The 20705-nt window shown below is 42.3% G+C and carries 16 protein-coding genes and 1 tRNA gene; 5 read left to right on the forward strand and 12 right to left on the reverse strand.

Features of this window, described 5'->3' with window-relative positions; translation table 11 throughout:
• Positions 1-160 precede the first annotated feature (160 nt).
• The 7 genes from FAM09_RS01195 to pnuC all read right to left on the reverse strand — a co-directional run bounded on the left by FAM09_RS01195 (position 161) and on the right by pnuC (position 9877).
• Positions 161-4183 (reverse strand): cobaltochelatase subunit CobN, encoded by a 4023-nt coding sequence (locus FAM09_RS01195; protein WP_166436988.1) that lies wholly within the window; start codon positions 4181-4183, stop codon positions 161-163.
• Positions 4170-4541, reverse strand: coding sequence for a DUF2149 domain-containing protein (locus FAM09_RS01200; protein ID WP_136575252.1), 372 nt, complete (start codon positions 4539-4541; stop codon positions 4170-4172). Before FAM09_RS01200 ends, FAM09_RS01195 begins: the two co-directional genes overlap by 14 nt.
• Positions 4542-4557: 16 nt before the next feature.
• Positions 4558-5115, reverse strand: a complete 558-nt coding sequence (locus FAM09_RS01205; protein WP_136575253.1) for a MotA/TolQ/ExbB proton channel family protein — start codon at positions 5113-5115, stop codon at positions 4558-4560.
• Between the two features lie 34 nt (positions 5116-5149).
• Entirely contained in the window at positions 5150-7384 is a 2235-nt protein-coding gene (locus FAM09_RS01210; protein ID WP_166436989.1) for a TonB-dependent receptor, read from the reverse strand.
• A gap of 211 nt (positions 7385-7595) precedes the next feature.
• On the reverse strand, positions 7596-7946 hold the full coding sequence (locus tag FAM09_RS01215; RefSeq protein WP_136575255.1) for a hypothetical protein: 351 nt from the start codon (positions 7944-7946) through the stop codon (positions 7596-7598).
• A 566-nt stretch (positions 7947-8512) separates the two neighbouring features.
• Positions 8513-9106 carry a hypothetical protein gene (locus FAM09_RS01220; protein ID WP_136575256.1) on the reverse strand — a complete coding sequence of 198 codons (594 nt, stop codon included), beginning with the start codon at positions 9104-9106 and terminating at the stop codon, positions 8513-8515.
• A 129-nt stretch (positions 9107-9235) separates the two neighbouring features.
• The gene (gene pnuC, locus FAM09_RS01225; protein ID WP_243751554.1) at positions 9236-9877 is read right to left on the reverse strand and encodes a nicotinamide riboside transporter PnuC; all 642 of its coding nucleotides are present in this window, start codon (positions 9875-9877) and stop codon (positions 9236-9238) included.
• 171 nt (positions 9878-10048) lie between these two features.
• On the opposite strand from pnuC, the gene FAM09_RS01230 reads away from it, so the two are divergent.
• The 4 genes from FAM09_RS01230 to FAM09_RS01245 are packed head-to-tail and all read left to right on the forward strand — an operon-like array spanning position 10049 to position 14280.
• A complete protein-coding gene (locus tag FAM09_RS01230; protein WP_136575257.1) occupies positions 10049-10375 on the forward strand; it encodes a hypothetical protein in 327 nt (108 codons plus the stop codon).
• A gap of 3 nt (positions 10376-10378) precedes the next feature.
• Positions 10379-11470, forward strand: a complete 1092-nt coding sequence (locus FAM09_RS01235) for a caspase family protein (protein ID WP_136575258.1) — start codon at positions 10379-10381, stop codon at positions 11468-11470.
• 12 nt (positions 11471-11482) lie between these two features.
• Entirely contained in the window at positions 11483-12736 is a 1254-nt protein-coding gene (locus FAM09_RS01240; RefSeq protein ID WP_136575259.1) for an ABC transporter ATP-binding protein, read from the forward strand.
• Positions 12733-14280 (forward strand): hypothetical protein, encoded by a 1548-nt coding sequence (locus FAM09_RS01245; protein ID WP_136575260.1) that lies wholly within the window; start codon positions 12733-12735, stop codon positions 14278-14280. Before FAM09_RS01240 ends, FAM09_RS01245 begins: the two co-directional genes overlap by 4 nt.
• On the opposite strand, the gene FAM09_RS01250 is transcribed toward FAM09_RS01245, so the two are convergent.
• Together FAM09_RS01250 and FAM09_RS01255 are read right to left on the reverse strand one after the other, a co-directional pair.
• Positions 14259-14540 carry a DUF3592 domain-containing protein gene (locus FAM09_RS01250; RefSeq protein ID WP_136575261.1) on the reverse strand — a complete coding sequence of 94 codons (282 nt, stop codon included), beginning with the start codon at positions 14538-14540 and terminating at the stop codon, positions 14259-14261. The genes FAM09_RS01245 and FAM09_RS01250 overlap by 22 nt on opposite strands.
• A gap of 300 nt (positions 14541-14840) precedes the next feature.
• The gene (locus FAM09_RS01255; RefSeq protein WP_166436990.1) at positions 14841-16691 is read right to left on the reverse strand and encodes a UvrD-helicase domain-containing protein; all 1851 of its coding nucleotides are present in this window, start codon (positions 16689-16691) and stop codon (positions 14841-14843) included.
• Between the two features lie 263 nt (positions 16692-16954).
• On the opposite strand from FAM09_RS01255, the gene FAM09_RS01260 reads away from it, so the two are divergent.
• Positions 16955-17028 (forward strand) — tRNA-Met (locus tag FAM09_RS01260).
• 346 nt (positions 17029-17374) lie between these two features.
• Here the strand turns inward: FAM09_RS01260 and FAM09_RS01265 are convergent.
• From FAM09_RS01265 to FAM09_RS01275, 3 genes are read right to left on the reverse strand one after another with little or no spacing between them, the layout of a single operon-like run.
• Positions 17375-18355, reverse strand: a complete 981-nt coding sequence (locus FAM09_RS01265) for a DUF5007 domain-containing protein (protein ID WP_166436991.1) — start codon at positions 18353-18355, stop codon at positions 17375-17377.
• Between the two features lie 47 nt (positions 18356-18402).
• On the reverse strand, positions 18403-19089 hold the full coding sequence (locus FAM09_RS01270; protein WP_136575263.1) for a hypothetical protein: 687 nt from the start codon (positions 19087-19089) through the stop codon (positions 18403-18405).
• Positions 19090-19120: 31 nt separating this feature from the next.
• Positions 19121-20698: a RagB/SusD family nutrient uptake outer membrane protein gene (locus FAM09_RS01275; RefSeq protein ID WP_136575264.1), complete on the reverse strand. Its 1578-nt coding sequence runs from the start codon at positions 20696-20698 to the stop codon at positions 19121-19123.
• Between the last annotated feature and the right edge of the window lie 7 nt (positions 20699-20705).

The following is a 20705-nucleotide window of genomic DNA, read 5'->3' on the forward strand; positions in this document are numbered from 1 at the left end:
CAAATTATTTATTCGTGTTCTTTCGACGTGTAACGATGCTTTTATTTTAAAAACAATAAGGGCATTCTTTTACTTAGGCATAAAAAAACAGATCATCATAACGGTGAAACCCTGTAGTGTATGCGCAATGAGGGTGTTGCATCCGGTTCTCCGGCTTTTATCAGATCCGGTACTTCCTGCTCACTAATCCTGCAGCAACGAAAACAAACTGAAACCCGATGATGAGGAAATAAAAAGAATAATTCACATGGTGGAAAGGTTTTTGTAATTCCGCCTTTATAACTTTTTCTTCTTCCATTTTATATCCCTGCACTTTCTCGGCTTGCTTTTGTCGTTTACCCGGCATTGGTTGATTTACCTGTTTATCCATTTCATTTTCCGGTAGTTTATAATCAGGATCCAATGCCTGCATCTTTTCAACTTTTCTTTTTGCCATGGCTTCGTCTATCGTTTTGTTTGTAGCATTTTCCACCTTTGCTATCCACCTGGTTACATCTGTGGCATTGATGTTTGAGTTGGCTATTGCAATGCCTTTGATGTACTGCTGCAGTTCCGGATGGTCGCAGGTGGTGTAACTGCAACTCACTCCGTTTTTTGCTACATTCTCTACATATATTTTGGCCAGATCGCTCTTTGTTTTTTCATCAGCCTTCCAAAATCCCTTCCTAATGGCTTCCAGCATCCTGGCGCTCATGCTTTGTCTTGCAAAAGGATTATGTTCATTAAAAAATCCGGTGGTGCCTACCTGGTATCTGTCCTTCATCCATACTTCATAAAATTCCTGCCATTTTTCATTTGTTATCACCTCGGGGTATACCACCTGCCAACCGAACATATTGTCAACACTTTTCATAATTTCCCTGGCGCCTGCGTATCCTTCTTTTGTCATTGCTTCTACATAAGCGGGATTAAAGTAACGGCTGCGTAATTCCATGCCCATGAACTTTTCAATGGAAACATATTTTTCATTCCCTTTTTCCCTCAGGTCGGCTACCATCAGGGAGGGAGAAGTTTTTAAACTGTCTACATGTTTTACACCCTGGGCCAATGCACCTGCAAATCCAAAAAAATCATCATTGTCGAGGCTCATATACAATGAGGTGGTGCGGCTATGGATAACCGCGTCTGTTCCGCTTAATGCTGCTTCAAATTCTTTCTCCATACTTTCTCCCCAGATATCAGTACCGTACCCATAACTCATTTTGCGAATGTAGAGGTTGGCAATAGCACTATCATTATCCCACGAGCCGCTGGCGATCGATGCATCAGCCACTGCATTTCCGTATGTGCCCGGTGCTTCGGCAAATACCCTTATCAAACTCCTTTTACGAGCCTGCACCGTGTCCATTCCGGCCGCCACCAATTTGTTATAGATCTTATCTGAATTTATTCGAACAGGGTTATCAGGCTCAGGTGAGTAATATGCCAGTTCCACCGCTTTTGAAAATAATTCTGCCAGCATAGGAAAGTTATCCCGGTATAAACCGGTTGTGCTGAACAGCACATCTACTCTTGGCCTGCCCAATAGCGATCTTGGTATTAATTCTACACCCTCGATCTTGCCCATTTTGTCTCTTTTGATTTTTACACCCAGGTAGGCTATTGCCTGGGCTTCCTGCATCCCCTGGTGCCGTACTGTTTCGCTTCCCCAAACTTCAAGCGCTACTTTATCGGGATTCCGGTTATGCTGTTTAAAGAAATCACTGATAAACGTATTGGCCAACCTTGTTCCCATAGAGTCGGCATAAGCCATAGGAACGGTGCGGGGGTCAAATGCAAAAAAGTTAGAACCGGTTGGAATAGCAGTGGGATTGCGAATAGGATCATTGCCAACATTGGGCTCAATGTATTGTCCGTTCAAACCTTTGATAAGGCTGATTAATTCATGGGCGCCACTGTTAGCCAGATTGGTTTGATACACCAACCTGTTCCCGGGCTTATTGGTCTTTGCCATAATATCAGTAAACCTGGTAAGCTGCCTGCCTGTAGGAGAAATGCCAAAGGTATGCAGCCCGAACGGGGTTGAATGCGTACGGATATCCTCAATATAATGCTGCAGTTCTTCCACCAGTTCTTTCAATGCAGCGGGAGACAAACTTTTCAAAGGGGTGCTCGGCTTCCAGCCGTTTTTCTCCAGGTCTTTGGTAATGCCCAGTTTCGCAGAGAGTTTTTCAATATCCTGTAATACTTTTTCACTGCCGTCGGGATTTACGGCATCTACCTTTTCCCATTGAAGAATCAACTGGTTCAGGTTTTGTAACTCCGGACTAATTCCAGCTTCCCCCATTGCAGGAGTTAGATGATCTATGATAATGCCTGCACCTCTGCGCTTGGCTACGAGCCCTTCGCCTACTACGTCCATGTTATAGAGGTACATTATAGGCAGATCGCCTGCCAGTATTTCCGGGCTGTCATATTCGCTCATACCGCTTTCTTTGCCATCCAGCCATTCCTGGGTTCCGTGTGTACCTGTATGTATGATGGCGTCTGTATTATGTTGCAGCCACAGGTACTGGCAAATGTATTGATGATGCGGCGGAAGATTGGTGTTATGATACATAGCTGCAATTTCTTCAAACTTCGCCCTGCTGGCTTGTGGCATTACAACAGCATTGCCCAACCGGATGGCTGGAATTACAAAATGCAGTTCGTTATTTTTTTGAATGGTCATTATTTGGGCCGCTTCCGGTTTTCCCCATCGGTCATTTACATATTGCTGGTAAGAAACAGGCAATTCAGCCAACCATTTTTTATATTCTGAAACCGGCACAAGAATGGCGCCGCCTTCTTTAAGCATAGCCTCCAGTTCACCGGGGGCATACTTTCCTACATTGCGCCCACGTTTCATAATGAGTTTTTCAATTGACCGTTCATCGTGCAGGTTGGCTCCTGTAATGGTATACCCTTCCTTTTTAAGTGCTTGCAGGAATACAGGAATACTCCTTGTTACATTCAGGTAGCTGGCGCCTACATTGTCTTTGCCGGGGGGATAATTCCAGAATAATACCCCGATCTTCTTTTTACTATTAGGGGTGCGTTGTAAATAAACAAACCGTTTGGCCCTGCTTACGATCTTATCAGCCATAGCAGGGATCACCGTTTTCATAGACATATTGCCCTGTAATTTGTTCCCGCTGATAATATTATTTGGTGCAAGGCCACTGAATTCGGGCATCGCATACTGAAATGAGATCTCAAAACTGCTCAGTCCCTTTTTGCTGGCTCGCCATTCATCAATGGTGGGGCCATAAATATCTATTGCGTTTATGACAGGCACATTGGCTTTTTTTAACAATGGCAAAGCTTCATTGTCAAGGAATTTAAATGTGCTACTGACTACAATAGCTGCCCGGCACTTACCGGTAACAGTATCTATCAAATAATTTTTCAACACGTTGGTAGCAGGAAAGCCAAATACCATCACCGGTTGAAAACCTGCTTTTTCAAATCGGCTCATCATGGCATTTTCCACATTCAATAATTCGGCATGTACTGCATTTCTATACACCATATAAGCGACAACCGGTTTGCTTAAATCAGGCTTGCTTTCTTTTAGCCATTCGTTCCAGGAAGAAACCAGCTTGGTCATTTTTCCGCCAGTATATACCACCAGGCCTTCTTTGATCTTTGCCTTTGGCTTTTCATAGTTGATTTGATTATATCCACGGTACCGCTTCAGCAAATAGCTGATGCAATTAAGGTAATCGGTAGGGGATCCATATTCAACATAGTCATCGATCGCTTTTTCCCGCCTCAATCCTAAATCCCTCATCCTGTCTTCAGAATAACTAAGCCCCGGCTGGCCGGTTGCCAGTTTAATAAAAGGCGTATTAGCGTTGCCGATACTGCCTCCTGATTTTATTTTATTCAGGTAAGGTTCATGCTTTTTCAGGAACGCTGTTTCATGCACATGAAACACCATAATATCTGAACCGGGTATGGCGTCACCCTCCCTGGAATTGCTTTCTGTTCTCACTATTACATCTATTTTGTCAGACAATTCCGGGTACTTCTTCAGAAACAGATCGGCGCCTCTCACCACCGCTTCAGCTTTGCTGTCGGCGGTTACAAAAAGGATGGTAGTTTTGTCGCTGCCCTGCCTGCGGAAGCGATAAGAAAGAAAGGCAATAGCAGCTACGAATAAGCTTACCAGTAAAATACCCGCCAGTTTATTTTTTTTCATCGTTTGTTGGTTGATTGTCTTCAGGTACATAGATGACTGTGCCATCCTGTAATTTATAGGCTACGCCCAAACGCTCGCCATCGCCGCTACCGATGTTCTTTGTCATTCGCCTGATGGTCGTTTTTTCTCCATCCTTTACCATTATCTGCAACCCGTCTTTTCGTTCCGTAGTTATGGTTACCTTGGCCTCAGGGTCTGTGAGGCTGAGGTTGTTCAACGCCATGATAAGCGATACCATAAAACTGATGGCCAGCACGAACCCCAGGTCGAAGAGATTCGCTACCGCCGATAATGGGTCATCACCTTCGCCTGTTGCTGAAAGCAACCCCATACTTTGCCTTTGCTTTACATGTTTCATTTGAATAACTTTTTGGTTATAAACCGGTTTCTTCTTTTTCAATTGCATGTCGTATTTCTGCCAGGTCAATAGCATACCATCTTTCATAATGGCTCACCACGATCATGCATATGGCGCCAGTCATTAATCCCATTACCGTTGCGCCAATGGAGTGCGTTCCGCTTTCTGCCAGTTGTTTGAAGTTGTTATTGGCTAATGAACTCAGGGCAGAACCTAAAGGGATCAACGTACCGCAAAGGCCCAGCGTAGGCCCCAGTTTTACCCAGGTGCGTACCCGGTTGATCCGTTTTTTAAGTTGTACTTCGGTGCGATCATGGTGTTGCCAGTAAGTGGCAGCCGGCTCCTGGTCAACCTGTTTTTTCCATTCAATGATCCCCTGGTAACGCATGGCATTTTCATCAGGTGCTTTCAGGTTATTGATAGATCTAGGTTTTCCCTTTCGTTGAAAACTCTCCATTACCATATTGCCAAGCTGGTACAGTGCATAGGCCATGCCGGCTAACAATAGAATAATAACCGGCCAGATAAGAATGTTGGTTAAAACCGTAATAGCATTTTGCAATGTGTGCGACATAATTGTTGTTTATTGATTTATGTAGTTTGAATTATCAGAACCGGTACGTGTAACGGAGCCCTGTGAATCTTCCAGGCATATTATAGCCTCTTGTTTCATAATAGTTTTCATCTGTGATATTGCTTATGCGAAAGGAAACAATATGTTGTTTTGCTATCTTATAATTGGCGGTCAGGTCAAGCACTATATAACGCGGATACTTCATATATGCTCCGTTCAATACCGGGTTACTGTTGCCGAAATCCTGTGCAAAGCGTTTGCTTAGGTAACGTCCGCTTATTCTTGCTGAAAATGTTTTGAGGTTGTCGAACTCGATCCCATAACCAACATTCAGCGGGGCAACGTTTCTTATCCTGTTTTTTACATCGGGTGTGGTTCCACTTCCTTTTGTAATATCCTCGGCTTTTATGAGGCGGGTGATATTGACGAACACCCGCAATCCATAGTGGTAATTTTTCAATACCCCAAAGTCATAGCTGCCTTCTATTTCAAGTCCGCGGATATTTGCTTTATCAGCATTGGTATATGTCAGATAGCGGTCTATAATTCTCCCATCTGAATATGTTTGGCCGGTCAATTCTGTGAGGGCAATTTGACGCACCCTGTTCTCTACCCGGGTGTTGAAAAAGGTTATGTCGAACGAGTATCCTCTTTTGCTGTTGTTGTATTTGATGCCCGCATCCTGTGTTAAGTTCTGTTCGTTCTTCAGCTCAGGATTCCCGGTGGTGATACGTATTTTATTGTCTGGCAGGTACTCTTCAAAATAACCTGCAATTTCAAAAGCCTGTGCAAACCGGAAAGCTCTACCTATATTGTAATGCCCCGCCAACCCTTCCATAATATTGTATTGAATGCCAACACTGGGACTGATAAAGCGGTTGCTTTCTTTTTTCGGAGTAAGATTTTGAAACAGGGGTGTTGATATTATTCCGAAGTTGATAAAATCGTATCGCATACCCGGATTCACGATCAGTTTTTCATGCAGTAAGGTAATATGCGCCTGAACAAACGGCGCAAAGGTTTTTACATATGACCATGGTGAAGTAGGAGCTTTTGCCGTTACTGCAAAATTTTGTGCGGCGGTTCCCTGGTTCCAGGCACGGGTACGGGAAGTAGCTTCGTTATAATCGAATCCGGCAATAAATTTTATCATTTGCCCTGCAGTGAACACATCCAGCATTTGACCGCCAATCCATTTTACGATCCCTTCACTGCGTTGGTAAGTGGGTGAGGGCGTTACAACGGTCGTTCCATTGTAATTGTTAAAGGTGCTGTTTTCCTCTGCCATCATATAACCCAACAATGACAGATGGTGTTTTTTTATGCAGCCCTTTATGGATATGTCTGCAGTATTATAAATACGGTTGGCTGAACCTTGCTGTGCGTCAAGCGTTCTCAGGTCGCCTGAGCTTTCCAGACCTCTTCCCAGAAATGAAGTCCCGCTCACGTCTACGCGCCATTTGCTGTTGATCTGGTATGCGACGCGCAGGCTGTTTGTTCTATAGCTCAGTTTGGTGCCGTTCCTTTTTTGTCCGTCATACGCTGTATCAAACTCCTTTATAGCGCCGGTAGCGGGGAAGAGTTCTACCTGTTCACTGCCAAGTAATTTCCTGAACAGGTTGCCTTTGCCAAAACGGAAATCTGCATTCCTGTCGAGGAAAGTCCCGGAAAAATTGAAGTCAACTTTGGGAATAATATTTCCGCCTCCCGAATATCCCATTTCCGATGTTTGAAAAGATCCGTAACCACCATATACATTGCCGCTTACTTTACCGGTTGATCTTTTGGTGATGATGTTAATGACCCCGCCCATAGCATTGCTTCCATAGATAGCGCCGGCCGGCCCTTTCAATATTTCAATGCGTTCAATGTTGTTAGGATCGAACAAGGCCAGGTTCTGCGTTCCCGACTGGCGGCCATTGAGCAACACCGTTACTTCCGGGTTGATCCTACCCGGTTCTACCGGAGGCCTGAACCCGCGTATGGTAGCATAGGTTGCCACATTAGGTCGCTGAATAACATCCAGCGCGGCTATCTTTTTTATAACATCCCCTACATCACTGCCGGGGTTCATTACAATATCGTGGCCGGTAATGATGTCAAGCTTTTGTGGCACTTGCTTCTTCCGTAATTCCATGCGGTTAGAAGTAACCAGGATGTCCTGTAACACAGTTATTTTGGTGGTTGTATCTATTTCCTGGGCGAATACCTCAACAGATGCTGCCAATGAGGTAATTGCAATACAAACCCCGGATATTATTTTTTTCATTGATTGTGTATCGTTGATCATTGAATAGTTTTGACAGCAAGGTCATTGCTGTCCTGGGTTCAGCACAGGCAAAAGAATGCCCTGCCCAATAGATTACATTGAGTTTGCTTTCAACTGCTATCTTAGATAGGGGCGCCTGTAACGCATGCAGGGAAGGAGATGATATCATCATCCTTGCTGACAATTCGTTGCTGAAGTGAAAAAGTAAATATCAGGAAATAGAAGGAGGCCCTTTGTTGGATAAAGAGAAGGATCGAATTAGAATGACCGGCAGGTAATAATATCCATTTTTTACTATAGTGACCGGTAATGGGGATACAACCGGAACAACAGCATCGTCGTTACATGTTGAAAATTTGTAAGTGCATATCGGGCAATTGCTATCTGTATTGAAACCCACTGTTGCGGAAACTGTATCCAGTTTTTTATCAGAAGAATTACCGGTTGACTGCGTTGTTGTAGCGTTATGACAATGCCACAACTGTACCGGAGTTACAATAAACGCATATAACGCCAGCAGAATAGCAGCTACATATTGCTTGTATGTACGGGAGGCAGTCAAAATATTAATTGCACTATTGTTGCAAATATATAAATATTAGCATTCAGGGAAAATTTATTTTAAAGCTGGTTGCGGGCAGGTAACCGTTCCAGGTATATGTTGTTAAAAGGAGTCGGGTATAAATTGAATAGTAGGATTCTGACACCGAAGGATACTTCATCCTCATAATAGAGGGTGGAAATAAGATCAATAGCCAAACTGCCAGCAGTAAGCTAAAAGCTCAGGCTACAAGCATTCGGCATTTAAAAAACGGTTCATTCATCATGCCATAATAATTAACCAAGGTAGAAGCATGATGCGGGTACGGATTCAGGAAGTAAGCGTATATATTTTGAAAGGATATACAGGTTTTAAAAAGAGGGGGCCAGATAAAAATAACGCCCCCGGTTAAAATCCAATATCCTTTGAATATCCTGCACCTCTCAAAGCAAATTACATTCCAACTACATTGAAATGCTGCTCTTTCTTTTAGTTATTTTTAACAACTGTTATTTCTTTATCCACGAAGCCCCTTGTTATCGTATTATTACGAAGTCTTGGCTTACTACCCCCCTACGTTATAACGGTTATTTCATTGTAATGCTTTCCTGGTATGTTTTACTCATGGCATCGATACCTTTCTTTTTCAGTTTGCCGTAATCCTTGTCCTTTACGGTTCGGTTAAAAACATAGGTCTTGCCATTCCATCGTTGCACAGGGTATTCCATACCCGGACCGCCAATCAACAGATCGGGATAGCTCATGCTGGAAGTAGTCAGCGCTTCAGGAATGGTACCGGGGAAACCAAGATGCGGCATATAAGTACCAGCAGCATTTTTTATGTAGAGTGTAATGCTGGAACCAGCATTACCTGAGGTAAAGGTATTGCCAAAGACAACAAAGATCTCTTCTTTACCGTCTTTATTCATATCGGTAGGATATACAAAAGCGGCGAAAGGATACTCTTTACTGTCTTTATCAGCAGCGAATGGCTGGTCTTTATTACCGGACAATACAAATCCTGTTTTAGCCGCGACCTGGTTCTGCTCGGCAATCGTGAGTTTTGTTTTTACATTTTTAAAAAGCAGCATCGCGACATCAGTGAGTGAAGTAGTAGATTGTGCATATAGCATACTGCTTGCAAAAAGCAAGACCGGGGTGAGTAGAAGCGTCTTTTTCATGGCAATGCAATTAAGGGATTCATCTATTAATTTAACGAAAAATACCCTCCCCTGCTTTAACCAGGTTATTTCTTGATTTATGTTATGTATCAAAAGAAATAGCCAGGATGTGATGTCCAGGCTGTTTCCTTACTGGTCCTGCTCATTCTTCATTTGCCGGTTCCAATAATAAAGCGCATACAATGCCAGCCCAAGAAATATGATATATTCAATAGAAAGAAAGTAGTAATGGTTTTTAAAAGTCAGTGCAGCCCCTACAACACTTCCTGTTATCCATAAGATCCAACATTCCAATTTCCTTTTTGCCAGCAATAAGAAAGCAGCAATGCTTACCATCATGATGAATGAATTGATGAAAGCATCCGGCGCCGGACCTACAAAGATGGAGGGCAACAATAAATAAAGGTTTTCAGCAAAAAAGCCAAAAGCGATGGTGCCGATAATTATGCTCGCTGCCAGGATGATCCTGTTCCGAATAGAGATGGTTGTGATTATGTTTTCTCCCCTGGTGGTTTTCCAGTTACGCCACCCATAACCGGAAACAATTAAAATATAGACCTGCATGAACAGCTCTATATACAGCCTTATCTGGATGCAAACGATAAAATACAGGACCGCGTTTATTATTCCTGTAGGCCAGTTAAGGATGTTGTTGCGTGAAGCGAGGTAAGTGGACAAAAGACCAAACAAAAAAGTTACCAGCTCAAGATAGCTGACAGGAAGACCTAAAGCCGTAAAAGCGATGTTTTTAATGTCGAAGAAGTGCATCATAGGGTATAATTGTTCCCGCACAAAATACACAATACCTCTATTAAAATCAAAATAACCATCATAACTAATTAGGTTAATAGGCTATCCTGAACAGGTGTTTTCACGGTATTTTATTGAAAGGAAAAAGACAACCACTATCTTTTAATAAATTCGTATTAATAACATAACATCATGGAATCCTTATACCTGCATTTCGATACTCCCCTGGCAGATGCCAATAAATTGGCTGAGGATCTGCAATCATATCTTGCCAATACGCAACAAATAACACTTGCCAGAATAAAAGACAATGATAATGCACAGGACTTCGGAGCAACCTTAGTACTTGTTCTGGGCACGCCCGCTATTCTTGCCATTGCAAAAGGAATACAGACGTGGTTATCAAAAAGAAATAATATTACTATTACCATTAAGAACAGTCAAGGTGAGGTAGTGGCTTCTGGAATTTCTGGCAAGGATATTCCGAAAGTTTTTGAGGGAGCAGAAAAATTAATATAGCTCATGTCTTTGGATAAGGATAAAACCAGCCTGATAATACTGGGGGCGAGTCAGTTCCCGGCTTCCAACCATTTTACCCCTTCCATAGCGTTCTTCAATTCGAAGACAAGGATACTTAATTTCTTTACTGAAACTGTTGGATTACCCAATACTGCCAACAACATACTTGACCTGTTCGATGCGGATATTAACCCCAATGACATTGATGTAAAAATTGAGGCTTTCCTGAACCAGGGAGCCGCTTCTAAAGGAGACGTATTCATTTATTATTGTGGTCATGGTGGATTCGACAGCATGAATGGAGGATTTTTACTGGCCATCAGACAATCCCGGGATACTAACCTGGGCGTTTCAAGCGTAACGGCACAATCCCTGGGCAAAAGACTCGTTACTTCAGCGCACAACAGGAGATTGTTTTTAATAATTGATTGTTGTTTTGCTGCAGAAATATATAACGGCATTTTTCAGTCTCCTGTTGACGGCATGATTGAGAAAAAGATCAGCAGTAATTTTCCCGAGATCGGATTGGCATTGTTATGTTCTTCCTCAAAAGACGATCCTTCGCTGATAGTAAAAGAAAGGAACATAACGATGTTTACAGAAGGGTTGAACGCTGCGTTAACGAATGGCTCATCCACCATAAGGAAAGAATACCTGTCACTAAGAGAAGTAGGCGACCTTACCTACTCTTACATTAAACATCTTAATACTGGCGAAGCTGTAAGGCCGGAAGTACATACACTGATAATGCCGAATGGAGATATTGCTGACGCCCCACTCTTTGGCAACAGATCCTATAAACCAAGCGGCACCGACATTGCTTACAACATTGCAGCAAGAAAGGAAGCGATAGAGGATAGTATTAGAGAAAATGATGTTATGGGCATGAGAAGCTTATATATAAGCTTTATGAAAGATTTTGGTAAAGAACCAAAATACAAGGACGAAAGCGTGTTCATTCCATCAGATGCAAAAGAACTGGAAGAAACAAAACCTTCCAATAAAGAAATAGATCTATACAATGCATATCGACAGGAACGACATAAGATCTATCGTCGGGTATTAGACATTCTTGATAATATTTATCCAGGCTAACCAATATATAAAATGACAGAGTCCGTTGTCATAGAGGCTAGATCATTAATAGATAAGGTAAGCAGTGATCCCATTGCTTACTATCCTTCATTATTGCATTTTTCAAAAAAATATAATCTTGGTACCGATATACATAAGGAAGTGATCTTATTAGGTTCCATAATAAATGACCTTATTGAGACAGATCCAGATAACATTCGGACAAAGGAATACCGGGAGAACATCTACCTGAAATGGAACGACATTATTAATCGCATAAACAACCAGCATAACCTAAAAGTTCATTTCCGTAAAATTGAAGAAAGCTATACTATAAAGCAGAAATTTCTGGATCAAAAACCTGAAGAGAAAACAATATTCTTCTGTAAAGACATTTCCAGAAAAATATCAGATGATTTTTCATTAAATAATATTTCCCTTGACCTACGATTGGGTGAAATAACGGGACTGGTAGGAGAAAATGGAAACGGAAAAACCTCCTTATTAAGAATAATTGCAGGTGAATTAAAAGCTAATCGTGGTTCTTTACAATATAATTTTTCAGGCGCTCCTTGTAATAACTGGATAGAGATAAAAAGATCAATTGGCTATGTAAAACAAACATTATTACCCTGGCGTGGCGTAACAAGTGTTCGTGAACAATTAAAGTTCACCGCAGCGATGAAAGGAATTACAGGAATAAATAATGAGGCCCAGTATGATTTTATCATTTCCCGGTTAAACCTGGAAGGCCATCAGAATAAACTATGGAATGAACTTTCCGGTGGTTACAGACTCAGATTTGAGTTAGCCCGCCAATTGATCTGGCAGCCCAAATTATTGATCCTGGATGAACCCCTCGGTAATCTTGATATAAAAAGCCAGCTTACATTTCTGCAAGACCTCAGGAACCTGACCAACTCTATCAGCAATTCGATGGCGGTCATTATATCTTCTCAAAATCTTTATGAAGTAGAAAAGATCTCAGACCATGTTGTTTTTATGCGAAACGGAAGTGCTGTTTACAATGGGCATGTAGCCGATATCGGAGCAGAGAATAAATATAGGTGTTATGAAATAGATACCAGCGCCAGTATACTTGATCTCCAAAATGCTCTACGCAATCTGCAAGTAAAGGAGATCCGCAGAGAAGCATTCTACAAGCTCATCTTTACCCATGAAAACATTCAATCAGCCGACATAATGCAGGAATTGGGTAAAAGAGATATTCCAGTTCTATATTTCAGAGATATTACGCATTCAACAAGATTATTGTTTGAAAAATGAAGGAATTCGTAAAAAAAATAACGCCTGGGTTTCTCTTCAAATTAGATAACCGCCTGATAAGAAGCAAACCATTATTATGGGCAAGCCGGTTGCACTTTCTAATCTATTACGAACTCCTGTTACTGGCCTTCAATATCAGCATCAGTATTTTTCAGCCCATTGGATTTACGAATATTCCCAATACGTTATGGCTACTGATCTACGGCATAGCATCTAACCTGGTGCTTATCATTTGCTGGATCTACTACCAGGTGTTATTGGATATTATTTACTTCCAAAGTAAAAGGATCCGGTTCCTAAATTGGCGAATAGCCTCCTTGTATTCTGCCGTGTTCCTTTTTATTTCTTTTTCTGCGATCTTCCCCTATATGATCCTAAACAGGAGAATAGTCAACATATTTAATGATAATCATTTTCCTGAATATCAACGTACTTTTTCAGGCAACTATAATTATGCTAATATTGCACTGGTTGATTCCGCGGTGTACCCAACAATCGATACGGCCTCAATATCGCCAATAGATACCGCTTCTTCCATTGATACGTTCTACACCAAAAGATCACATGATTATTATCAGTTAGCCCGTATCCAGAAAAAATATGATGGTATGAACTCAGAGGAAAAGTTCAATATTCTGGTGAGCTTACGGGAAATAGATTTTGTAACATTGGAAGAACTTTCCCTGGATAATTATACTTCAACTCCCTATATCCAATATCGGCTCCCTTACTATAATCTTCTTACCATATATTATAACTACCTGATAAAGAATGACTCTTTCACAATTAAGAAATTTGATATAACAGTTTATCAGCGACAGATTAAGGCCAGGATCGGAAAGAGGGATACAATCATTGAAAGATATTATTTTCTGAGCAGGACTACAAACCAGTTTATTATTTGTGACAGAGCAGATATTTTACAAAAATTGGTGGAATATAAAATAGATGATGCTTTCAGGACTTATTCAGATGGAAAAATTACGAAGCAATCAGCTATAAACCAGGTTTTTGATAATTATGAGAAAGCTGTATCTTATTATAGGGATCGAATTGAAATTTTTCATGCTAGTTTTTTCATAGGTTCCGCATTAGCCATTGCCATCCTGGTTTGTACTGCTTTTATAAGATTATTGGGTACAAAAGCTTTTGCTATTGGCTCCATTATAGTCACCATAATTGCAGGCATTTTGTTTGCTCTCATCAATTACAGCGGTTATGGCGATAGGGAGGACGGGGACGATGTCACCCTTTCTTTATTTACAGGTTTTTGGATAATTGGGTCATTTATTTATTTATTGGGAAATAGAAAAAGTGCAACTAACATAATTTTATTGTTTGTGGGAACCTGTTCTATTGCTATCGGCAATTGGATACTGCCTATACTAGGGTACGAATTTCTTCGGGATCATTTGAACATTCCTTATAAAAATAACGATCAAACAATGTATATACAGTGTTGGTCAAGTTTGATCTTGCTATTCATCTTCGCAGGCATATTTGTTCGTAAGCTGCAAAAAATCTATTGCCAACCCGGTGAGTAAGGAACCACCCGCACAAATGGCTTCCTCCGACTTACCATCACTTTAGACCTAAAGGGAACAATTTCAGGATGCAGGAATATTACAAGCAGGATCAAAAACGGAATGCCGCCATAAATAATAGTGTCGAACCAGATGGATTTAAAAGTATCTACCCTTGCCCCGGCAGGGTTACCCGTAAGGTATCGCACGGGTACTACAGCACCTTCCTGCAAATGATAATATCCCGGTCCTTTGAACCAGATCGTATCTTTCCCGTGCATAAAATATATAACAGAATAAGGAAACCGAATTTGATCAAGCGCCGGTCCGAAGCTCCTAAAAGCGTATATACCTGCTGTCGTTTTCGATTGAAGCAACCAGATCGATTTATGTAATACTAAAGGAGTTACAAATAAACAGAACAGCGCCAAAAAGAATTTTGTGCGGGACATTACCATACAAGAAACATTAAAAAGTAATATTATCCGATAAAGTAATTATTGAGGGGGCGTTCATTCGCATATGAATATACGATGTATTGCCTGACCCGGATTATAATGTATGGTTAAAGTTGATGATCATCATAAATCATCGAAATAGTGATTTAATTTCTTAAGCCGGGAAATGACAGCGCCCTTGGTGCGGCCCAGGTGGGCTGCAATTCTACTGATTGGCGTACCATTATCATAGATCTCTTTCAGTTCATAATCCTGTTCCGGGGTCCAGGGTTTGTATGCATCCTTGTTTGTTTCCCTTCGTTGTATAACGGTATATGCCTTTTCTTTGGGCTTTACAATTTGTTTCTTTGTAGCAGGCGATTGTTTTGACCCACTCTTCTTTTCAGAAGAAAAACTATTATACTCAGGATTGGATTCTCGGGTCTTTACTTTTATTATCTGGGAAGAAGCGGGAAAGTCTTTTGGCACCAGGGCTTCAGGGATATGCAATTTGTTCCTGGTGCGGGTAATAGCAACGTATAATAAATTAATTTCCTCGTTGAGCCGGGCAACGTCGAATGCACCAGACTTATCATTCTTATGCTTTTCTTTTAAGTCTTTCAGTTTTCCTTCAGACAAAAAATCATTCACCAGGTAAACAACATCATACTCCATTCCCTTCGACCGGTGAACGGTAGAAAAGATCATTTCTGCTTTGCTTCTATCCTCATCGCCGGTATGCAGCTCTTTAAGCGATTTTATAATACCATGCACTTCATTACCATATTCCCGAACAATTTCAATCATGGTAGCCAGTTGATGGTCTTCCGTTTTTTCAACATATTCTTCCAGGTCGTCTATATCTTTCATAGAACCAACAAGCTGGTCGCGAATGCGATCATGATTACCATTATACAAACTCAATACGTCGTAGAGCGAAGCGCCGTCATCGGCATACATATAGGAGCTGATATTTCCTTCAAAGTAAATATGCTTCACCTTACTGTTATCGGTAATAAAATCAATAGCATTCAATAGCAAGCCCAAATTGGTTCGGGCAATAGTAGCTTTTACAACCTCTCTTTTACCTGTACCCTTTCCGTCAATAGCAACCGGCTTGCATTCAAATAAATGATTCTTCCAGGAAATAATTTCAGTAGCAAGATTGGCAATGTCTTGCGTAAATCGAAAACTGGAAGACAATTGCAGGGTATCGAAATCGGTTTTATCTAATGAATTCACCGCATGGCGCCAGGAATAGATCTGCTGATGCGTGTCGCCAACAATTACTTTAGTAGCTTTTTGTTTCTTGAAAACATCCAGCATGGCGGCGGAAGCATCCTGTGCTTCATCAAACAAAATATAGTCATACGGCAATGCCGGGTTCGACAATTGAAATTTCTTCAGATAAAAATCATGCGTGATCTCTATTTCTCCCCTATCCATTTTGGCCAGCAGCACCCGCGTGCCATCTTCAATGAATTTATAGAATGACTTTACAAAAGCTTTCGCATTCACATCCACCATGGTGTCGAGGTAATTAAGGTCCTGCACTTTCGCTTTATCACTGTTACAGAAATACGTAACAAATTTATTGATGTGGTTGGCGATCACGAATTCAGCATGCTTTTCACCATTTCCCCTGATGCCAAGGAGTTGACATATTTCGCTGATCTTATATCCTTGCGCCTTTACTTTATAATTATGCTGAAATACGATGTGCTTGTAGGCAAGTGAGTGAGCGGTTTCAACTTTGGTATTGGTAAGGCCGTAATCGGAAAACTTGCGGACAGCCTCCAATTTTACAGATTTATTAAACGCGAGGTACAGGATCCGCGCATTGGCAGGCCGAGAAGCAGCGTACTCGATAATAGTGGTGGTTTTACCGGAACCGGCGACTGCATTGATCCTGAGATCACCGCTGGAATTAATGATAGCGGATTGTTGATGGGTGAGTTCTTGTTTCTTCAGGGAAGTAGTGCCGTTTGCAGTCATAGTACTGAATTTGAAATAAAAAAGGCTCCGCTGCAGAAGCCTTTTACCAGGATGCGAAGATAAGCGTCTAAAGGCATCATTTTGAAGGCTATTTTTACTGCCAGGAGCCAAAATTCGGGGAGGTTTGACCCAAAATGGACCTTTCCCGCCCTTTTTCCTGTAAATAATTGTGACATAAGCCTTAATAAAATTTTCCGGAAGACTAATTTTTTATATTTTTGCACCCCATTATTTCCAGCTACGGTAAGTGGTAAGAAATAATCGGCGGGATAGCTCAGGTGGTTAGAGCGTTGGATTCATAACCCAAAGGTCTCGGGTTCAACTCCCGATCCCGCTACTCAAACAGAAAGGCTTCACGGATGTGAGGCCTTTTTTATTGGATAATGCGTTGGATTCATATCCGCCAGCTGGCGGACTCGGGTTCAACTCCCGATCCCGCTACAAAGAAAGGCTTCACGGATGTGAGGCCTTTTTTATTGGATAATTCGTTGGATTCATATCCGCCAGCTGGCGGACTCGGGTTCAACTCCCGATCCCGCTACAAGAACAGAGAGCCTTCACGAAAGTGAGGCTTTTTTGTTTTAAGGCGTTGGATACAAATCCTCCTGAAAAAAAATGCATCCGGCTTTTGGCAGGATGCATTTCCTAAAGATGATAAAGCGTTGAGATGGCTAAGTCTATGCTCAGTTTGTCCGGGTGACATCTGTCAGCCTTAGCTCGATGATATACGTGCCTTCCATTTTCAGGGTAAAGGCAAAGCGGGGATTAACCGAATACAAGCCGGGTGTAAAACCATCTATGGTTGCAAACCTGCTGGGTATGCGGTAATAGATCAGGTGGCCCCAATCGGTGGTGGGGGTTATATATTTTGCCAGTGGGAAAGGCGCTACTTCAAAGTCGCAGATCATAGCCGTATCGGTGAATTGTACCGGGGTGAATCGGGCATAGTTTTCAAAGGTTGGGCGGTCGCCACGCCTGATGATCTCGCCGGCTTTGGGATTGAAGGGTTTGCCGTTCTTGTCGGAGATCTTCAGGATGATCCGGGCGCCATCGTTAGATACTTTTGTAAAGGTGAGCTTTGGATTTTTATGTGCTGTTGCAACGCCGGTTACATCGTGAAAGGCATTGGAAACATTGTCTTCCTGCAGGAAGATATCTTCGGGAAGCGGGTCCACAATATTGATAGTGCCGAATGAAGGAAACAGTTTGGTGCCATTTACATTGGTCGCCTGCAGGTCGAAGATATATTTGCCCAGGGGAATGTTTACGGAGCCACGGTTAAAGCTGATCTGTCCGCTCACGGGATTGAACTCCATAGGAGTCACAGTTCTCTTTTCCCTTTTCTTATTCAGTTCGGCTACGGTGGTATCGGTTTTAATATCGAAAGTCATTCCGGGTTTGAACATGAGCACTTCATATTCACTGAAAAACTCTTTCGGCGCTGGATCTCCGTTTTCATGGCGCAGGTTCTGCATGTCAAAGGTGATGGGCGGGGTAGAGCCATCGATATCTATTCGCTGCGATTGCACCAGTGGCAGACCGCGCAGGCAATAGATATTCTTATCGATATAGCGCATGGTATCGCTCAAAAAACCTTCCTGTATTTTTTTACAGGCCATACCGGTTATTATAAGAACCAGCAGGAAGTAGATTATTTTTCTCATGGTGTAATATCTTGTTTGTAAGAGAATCGTGATAATGTATGTTCGCATTAAGGCAGCGGTTCGGTATTAAAGAACAACCGGTGAAAGTTGCTCATCACATGGATGGTACCGGTGTTGGTAATAATACCAGTGGTTTGGCAATCATATCCCATGTCCCTATCTTTTGCCGGGATGGTGGTTTGATCGCGCTCTGTTTCGTCGCGTGTGCCGATCACTTTGGTAAAACGGATGTAGTCCACATGATTGATGTAACTGCCGTAATCCTGTGTTCGCCTGAGGTTGATGTAAAACGATGCATTGGGAATGGGACCCAGCAGGTTTTGATAAAACTTCCCTTCCACTGTTAACTGATCGCGGCCCAGGTTGCCATTGAACATATACATCTTCAGCGAGTCCTTCACTTCCTGCAATGGAAGACTGTCGAGCGTATAAATGATATTTTCATTATTCAGCTCAATGGCCCTTCTGTTGTAGCGTGCTTTTACAAACTCATCCACACTATAGTTGGTGCAGGCAAAGAATGTAATGTCGCCATTGACCGTCTCTTTTAGTCCGGCCCTGTCTATTAAATGCACCAGGGAAGAGAATTGGGGTTTTGACTTCAGATAATCGTATGTGGTCATATCGACCTTTGGGTTGTGCGTGCCGCCATCTACTTTATAGCTGTCTTTGTTACAGGATAAAAGACTGCCGGCCATAACGAGTATAAGTAGTGATACTATAATATTTTTCATAATAAAAAGATAATTGAGTTAAACACAATGATCAGATCTTGCCCAGCCAGTAAGAAGTTTGTACCAGGAACCTGTTTTCCTTGAACAGGGAGGGGCTTACCGGCCAATAAAAACCACCTCTCGCAAAACGGCCTTCAGAAAGCCAGTCAACAAAGTTGGGATACATCCTTGTTCTGAGCAGGTCGAAAAAGATATGACCTTCCAGGTACATCTCCTTTCCACGCTCCACAATGTATTCATACATCAGGTCGTCGCGGGTATATGTATCATCAACCCGGTTGGCAGGATGGGAGCCATTGCGCTGCCGCGATTCATTGATCACCTGTATCGCCGTATTGAGGTCATTTTTATAAAGCGCTATCTCTGCCTGCAGCAATTTCATATCGGAGTAGCGAAAGATGACCATATCATTACTTAGATAGGCGTCGAGGTTTTGTGCGGGATTCCGGTATACTACATTACTGTATTTACGGCACATGGGTTCAGCACTCTTCACATAATCGAAGTTCTTACGGTAACGAACATCGAGTGTGTCAAGAGGGCGTGTCCACTGGCTGCCATTCCAATACCAGAACTGGTAATTGTTGTTGAAGTAGGAATTGGGCACCCAAAAGCGTGCGTTGTTGCCGAAGTAAGATACATATTCGGCACTGCGAAGGAATTCCAGGCCGATGTGCGCATTGGAACCTTCCTGCGTTCTGTCGTCCATGTATAGTTGGAAAATGCCTTCCGGTGAAGTGGCGGTGTTGCTGCGGCCGACAAAGGTCATGTAATAATTGGACGTATCGGTATAGGAATAACCGCCCTCGGCCAGTAGTCTGGTAAGGGTCGTATCGGCATTTTGCACATCCGCCGGGTTCGGCACATTGGAATTGAGATTGGCCATGGTGGCGCGCCACAGATACAGGTGTGTCAGCAGTGCATATACAGAACCTTTATTAGCCGTGACTGCTCTTTCCGATTTTACGTTATAACCCCAATTCAGCAGGGCTGCGGCTTCTTTACAATCTTTTTCGATCTGCTTTTGCACGTCGGTGGCTGAAGTACGCGGTAACTGGGGCGCCGTGATCGGATCTTCGTATGCTTCTGTAACGAGCGGTACATCGCCCCAAACGCGCGTCATTTGAAAATAAGTGAAAGCCCGGATAAACAGTGCCTGTCCTTTTATCCTCCTTCTAAATTCCGCGATATTGTCTATATCGGAAAGATCTTCGTCGGTCGCGTTATCTATCTTGCTGATGATAAGGTTGCTCATGGTGATGGTCTTAAAGAACATCGACCAGTCGCCCAGACTTTGCACATTGTACTTGAATGTAAAATCGCCATTTTGGATGCCTTCCAGTCCATCGCCAGTATAATCGATGGTGAAATAATTCTTGGCAACTGCATCGCCATACAAGTAATAGCGGTTGTTTTTACTGGTCAGTGTATTTCGCAGTAAGGCATAATTGCCGGCCATGGCCGATTGATAATCGCGGCCCGACTTCCAGAACACCTCATCGTAGGTCGAGTTCTTCGGTGTTTGTTCAAGGATCTTTTTGCACGCACTGCCTGTGACAATGCATACTAATAGTAGCAGAATGGTATATATTGATAATTTGTGTTCCATGCTTTTT

The organism is Niastella caeni (assembly GCF_004834005.1).
GTDB lineage: Bacteria > Bacteroidota > Bacteroidia > Chitinophagales > Chitinophagaceae > Niastella > Niastella caeni.

What these genes read in the sequence shown, in the direction of transcription:
- FAM09_RS01195 (WP_166436988.1), bottom strand. Translation starts at nt 4,183, where the DNA reads ATGAAAAAAAATAAACTGGCGGGTATTTTACTGGTAAGCTTATTCGTA.
- FAM09_RS01200 (WP_136575252.1), bottom strand. Translation starts at nt 4,541, where the DNA reads ATGAAACATGTAAAGCAAAGGCAAAGTATGGGGTTGCTTTCAGCAACA.
- FAM09_RS01205 (WP_136575253.1), bottom strand. Translation starts at nt 5,115, where the DNA reads ATGTCGCACACATTGCAAAATGCTATTACGGTTTTAACCAACATTCTT.
- FAM09_RS01210 (WP_166436989.1), bottom strand. Translation starts at nt 7,384, where the DNA reads ATGAAAAAAATAATATCCGGGGTTTGTATTGCAATTACCTCATTGGCA.
- FAM09_RS01220 (WP_136575256.1), bottom strand. Translation starts at nt 9,106, where the DNA reads ATGAAAAAGACGCTTCTACTCACCCCGGTCTTGCTTTTTGCAAGCAGT.
- pnuC (WP_243751554.1), bottom strand. Translation starts at nt 9,877, where the DNA reads ATGATGCACTTCTTCGACATTAAAAACATCGCTTTTACGGCTTTAGGT.
- FAM09_RS01230 (WP_136575257.1), top strand. Translation starts at nt 10,049, where the DNA reads ATGGAATCCTTATACCTGCATTTCGATACTCCCCTGGCAGATGCCAAT.
- FAM09_RS01235 (WP_136575258.1), top strand. Translation starts at nt 10,379, where the DNA reads ATGTCTTTGGATAAGGATAAAACCAGCCTGATAATACTGGGGGCGAGT.
- FAM09_RS01240 (WP_136575259.1), top strand. Translation starts at nt 11,483, where the DNA reads ATGACAGAGTCCGTTGTCATAGAGGCTAGATCATTAATAGATAAGGTA.
- FAM09_RS01245 (WP_136575260.1), top strand. Translation starts at nt 12,733, where the DNA reads ATGAAGGAATTCGTAAAAAAAATAACGCCTGGGTTTCTCTTCAAATTA.
- FAM09_RS01250 (WP_136575261.1), bottom strand. Translation starts at nt 14,540, where the DNA reads ATGCACGGGAAAGATACGATCTGGTTCAAAGGACCGGGATATTATCAT.
- FAM09_RS01255 (WP_166436990.1), bottom strand. Translation starts at nt 16,691, where the DNA reads ATGACTGCAAACGGCACTACTTCCCTGAAGAAACAAGAACTCACCCAT.
- FAM09_RS01265 (WP_166436991.1), bottom strand. Translation starts at nt 18,355, where the DNA reads ATGAGAAAAATAATCTACTTCCTGCTGGTTCTTATAATAACCGGTATG.
- FAM09_RS01270 (WP_136575263.1), bottom strand. Translation starts at nt 19,089, where the DNA reads ATGAAAAATATTATAGTATCACTACTTATACTCGTTATGGCCGGCAGT.
- FAM09_RS01275 (WP_136575264.1), bottom strand. Translation starts at nt 20,698, where the DNA reads ATGGAACACAAATTATCAATATATACCATTCTGCTACTATTAGTATGC.